This is a genomic window from Neokomagataea thailandica NBRC 106555, assembly GCF_001598495.1.
Lineage (GTDB): Bacteria > Pseudomonadota > Alphaproteobacteria > Acetobacterales > Acetobacteraceae > Gluconobacter > Gluconobacter thailandicus_A.
In genome coordinates this window covers 1-3,624 of sequence record NZ_BCZB01000053.1, presented here as the reverse complement: position 1 = coordinate 3,624, position 3,624 = coordinate 1, and the positions used below count along the sequence as shown (strand labels likewise).

At 51.4% G+C, this 3,624-nt stretch carries 6 protein-coding genes and 1 pseudogene; 6 read left to right on the top strand and 1 reads right to left on the bottom strand.

Annotation, left to right across the window (positions count from 1 at the left end):
- Positions 1 to 333: pseudogene (locus tag NTH01S_RS11185) on the bottom strand (hypothetical protein); the annotation flags it as partial.
- Between the two features lie 320 nt (positions 334 to 653).
- On the opposite strand from NTH01S_RS11185, the gene NTH01S_RS11180 reads away from it, so the two are divergent.
- The 6 genes from NTH01S_RS11180 to mobF form a co-directional block, all read left to right on the top strand.
- Positions 654 to 896, top strand: coding sequence for a BrnA antitoxin family protein (locus NTH01S_RS11180; protein ID WP_245642394.1), 243 nt, complete (start codon positions 654 to 656; stop codon positions 894 to 896).
- Positions 886 to 1,263 (top strand): type II toxin-antitoxin system PemK/MazF family toxin, encoded by a 378-nt coding sequence (locus tag NTH01S_RS11175; RefSeq protein WP_068173726.1) that lies wholly within the window; start codon positions 886 to 888, stop codon positions 1,261 to 1,263. The genes NTH01S_RS11180 and NTH01S_RS11175 overlap by 11 nt, the downstream gene beginning before the upstream one ends.
- 91 nt (positions 1,264 to 1,354) lie before the next feature.
- Positions 1,355 to 1,606 (top strand): FitA-like ribbon-helix-helix domain-containing protein, encoded by a 252-nt coding sequence (locus tag NTH01S_RS11170; RefSeq protein ID WP_068173724.1) that lies wholly within the window; start codon positions 1,355 to 1,357, stop codon positions 1,604 to 1,606.
- Positions 1,603 to 2,025, top strand: coding sequence for a type II toxin-antitoxin system VapC family toxin (locus NTH01S_RS11165; protein ID WP_068173721.1), 423 nt, complete (start codon positions 1,603 to 1,605; stop codon positions 2,023 to 2,025). The genes NTH01S_RS11170 and NTH01S_RS11165 overlap by 4 nt, the downstream gene beginning before the upstream one ends.
- A 187-nt stretch (positions 2,026 to 2,212) precedes the next feature.
- The gene (locus NTH01S_RS11160; RefSeq protein ID WP_068173719.1) at positions 2,213 to 2,482 is read left to right on the top strand and encodes a hypothetical protein; all 270 of its coding nucleotides are present in this window, start codon (positions 2,213 to 2,215) and stop codon (positions 2,480 to 2,482) included.
- Positions 2,479 to 3,624: MobF family relaxase (gene mobF / locus NTH01S_RS11155; protein WP_157070969.1), on the top strand; the 1,146-nt coding region annotated here is incomplete at its 3' end. The genes NTH01S_RS11160 and mobF, both read left to right, overlap by 4 nt.

Here is a 3,624-nt window from a genome sequence, read left to right as displayed (position 1 = left end):
CGCCGTCTCTTCATCTCGTTTGCGGCGGCGTTCCGCCAATTCTTCAGCCTTTTCCGCCAGAATTGTCTTCATGAGGCTGCGCACGCGATACCATGTAGAACGTAGGGTTTCAGGCCGCGCAAACTGGCCATTCCGGTTGGTTAGGCCGTCTGCGTAAGCGGCCTCGCTCAGGGCTTGCCAACGGACTTCCTTGCCGATGACCACTTTGGACATCGTTTCGTAATTCTCCATCATCCAGATAAATAAAGGAGAACGTGCAAGCGCGCGACGGCCACAGCTGCTCAGTGCTGAGAGCATCATGTCCCCTGTCGTCGTCATGGCCGCAGCCGTCATGGTTTTTCCTCTCTTAACGGTTTCTGACCTAGCAGAAACGAGACCTGAAGTCAAAGAAAATCGTGTCATAATCGCTGCGCTATCGTGCAACTCCCGTTGAGGGGACGTGTAGGCATCGTTGTGAGATCGTGGCATTAAAAAGAAGAGTCCATATACAAATGCACCCTTTCGGGTGCGAGAAAATCAAATTGCGACCAAAAAACAGAGGCTGCGCACGAGCAAACGGAGTGGTACGAGAGATGACAAACAGCGAACGGAAAAGAATGTTTGTTTTGTAGTTCGTTAGTGTCATACAATATGAACTATAAAGGAGTACTCACATGGCATCCCCACTCTCATTGCGCCTCGACGATCACCTTCGTTCGGCCTTGGAACAAGAGGCCCAAGCACAGGGTGTTGCGCTCAGTCACCTTATTCGGACTTTCCTCGAACAGGGGACGAGAGACGCACGGCGCGCACGTATCCGGCGCGATAGTCACAACGTAGCTCAGTACATCGCCCAAGAGCCGTCAGCGCAGGAGTTGATGCGCGACGTCGGTGGAGCGCATACGCATGGGGCATGACACTGGAGCGGCGTCAGCAATGGCTTATATGGCCGGTGAGATCGTTCTGGCCGATTGGCGCGGGGATGCACTCCCCAAAGAGCCTAACAAACGACGACCAGCCGTTGTGGTGGAGGATGATCTGTTCCCACCCGATTGGCCCAACGTCATTCTCGTTCCGCTCACGGATGACCCTCACTTGGTAATTGCTGATCTGTCAGTGTGTTTGGAACCAACGCAGGAGAATGGTTGCTCAAAAACCTGTTGGGCCATGAGTGCCTTGGTGACAACGACATCCAAGCAACGTCTCACTGTGACAGGCAGTAAAATTCGGCCTGATCAATTGCAGCGTATCCGCCAGCAGATCGCCTTCTTGATAGGGCAGTGAGGGTGGACACCTCTTTCATTTTTGGAATTTTCTAGAAAGATATCATAAAGCCATTTATGATATCGTCTATTCAGCAATAGGGAGTTCTATCATGGCCTCTGTGATCATTCGTAATCTTCCAGAAGAGACGCACCGGGCTTTAAAGGCACAGGCCCTGCTGCATGGGCGCAGTACAGAAGCCGAGATCCGGACTATTCTTGAAACCGCTGTCCACCCGCCTAAGAGAGTTCAGTTGGGATCACTTCTCGCCTCTATTGGGCAAGAAGCCGCGTTGTCGGACCATGACGTGACGGCATTGCAGCGTCGGGATCAGGCCCCAGTCGAACCGATGTCTTTCGAATGATTCTGTTGGATACGAATGTTCTCTCTGAGCCATGGAAGCCGAAGCCAGAACAACGCGTCTTGGCATGGATGGATGCACAGGCAATTGAGACACTGTTCCTCTCGGCGGTCACCGTAGCGGAATTACGTTTTGGCATTGGCGCTATGCCTGCTGGGCGCCGACGTGCCGTTTTGCATGGACGGCTTGAGCAAGAGGTCTTGCCTCTGTTTAAAGGCCGGATTTTGTCATTCGACATTTCAGCGTCTCAAGCTTATGCCAATTTAATGGTGCAAGCCCGTTTGGACGGACGAGCAATCGGGCGAGCAGATGGCTATATTGCCGCCACGGCAGCATCTCGTGGCTATGCTGTTGCTAGTCGTGATGTGTCGCCTTTCAGAGCGGCAGGTCTCAGGGTGATCAATCCGTGGGAGGATCGGTAGTCTACCAAGTGGTAGAGGGTCATTGCTGCCTCGCATTTAAAGTGGGTGTGGCCCTTACCGTTGGGGCCACCATGACGATGATGGCTCATCATGCGGGAAACTTTTGAAAGAAACCTCTTCGCACTCACACTGAGCGTTGAGACACTCCTCATAGCAGGCCCAATGAAGGGCCGAGGAGATCGAAACAATGAACACACTGTACCCCGCCGAGGCTCAACAGGATGTAGAGCCCCGAGGTTTGATGTTGGTTCTGACCAAAATACAACAATTATCGTATATGACCGAACAGATCTTATCATTATTGACGCCAAAGCAAGAAAAAGAAGAAGAAAATCTATCAAAAATACTAAATCGCATGGCAGAATCTATAGATAAACAGAATGTTCTTCTGGAACAGATCGCTCGTAATATTGATTCTGTATCTCAGTTAAATACATCCGAAAAAACAGTAAAATGATTACCTTCCGAAAGATATCCGCTGAAGGTGCAGGCAAGCTCATTGTCCAATATTTAAGAGAGCATTGCGCGGAGCCAGAATTCGATGCGCGCTGCGAGAAGGAGCCTGAAGGCCAAAGGCACGATGATGGCGACCGGATGACGACTTACTATACAGGGCGCGATGGGCGCGGTGTATGGTCACCGCAAATGGGCGATCGTATTGCTGATTCCTTGGGTATTGATCTAACACAGCAGCCTTCAGACGAAGCGCTGGCACGCCTTTTTGAAGGCAAGCGTGCGGATAATGGTGAAAAATGGGCGGGTGATCACGCAAAGAGAACCATCTCTGCGATTGATTTTACGGCTGCTCCCGATAAATCGGTGACCTTAGCGGCTGAACTGGCAACGACAGAAACAGAGAAAGCCCTCATTTGGCATGCAATTCACCAGGCGAATGACCGCGCCATGTCATTCATCGCCGACGAAGTCGGGGTGGCACGACGCGGGAAAGGTGGAATGGGCTCGCTTGAAGAGGGGGAGGTGGGATGGGTCTCTTTTCGTCATCATACCGCTCGCCCCGTGATGAAAATTCAAGATGGATTGAAAGGCGAAACAGCGGTGGTCGAAATCCCGGTTCCCGGCGATCCTCACGCTCATATCCATAATTTGATGTTCAATGCCGTTGCTACAGAAAGCGGACATCTTGGCTCGTTGGACAGTAAACGCATTACACAGTTAACGGCCCATATGTTCGGTGCGTATTTCCAGGCGGAATTGGCGCGAGAACTTCGGTCTTTGGGCATTAAAGTGAATGTCGATGATCGAGGAAAAGCCGTTTTACTTGACGCCATCCCCAAGGAGGCCAGAGAGCATTTTTCAAAGCGCAGTAAGCAAGCGACACAGACAGCCAAAGATTTTGTCAAAGCACAGGGCGGCAATTGGGCTGCCATGAGCGCGGACCAAAAATTTAAGATCCTGCATCAAACCAATTTGCGGTTTCGTGAGGCGAAATATACCGGGACCAATGAATTAGAGATTTGGCGCGAAGAGATGAAGGCGCTCGGATGGAAACATGAAACGGTCCTAGAGGATGCACACTATGCTCCTAAGACTGCTGAGGAACGCCGTGAGCACGCATATACAGTCGCATCGAAGATGCTC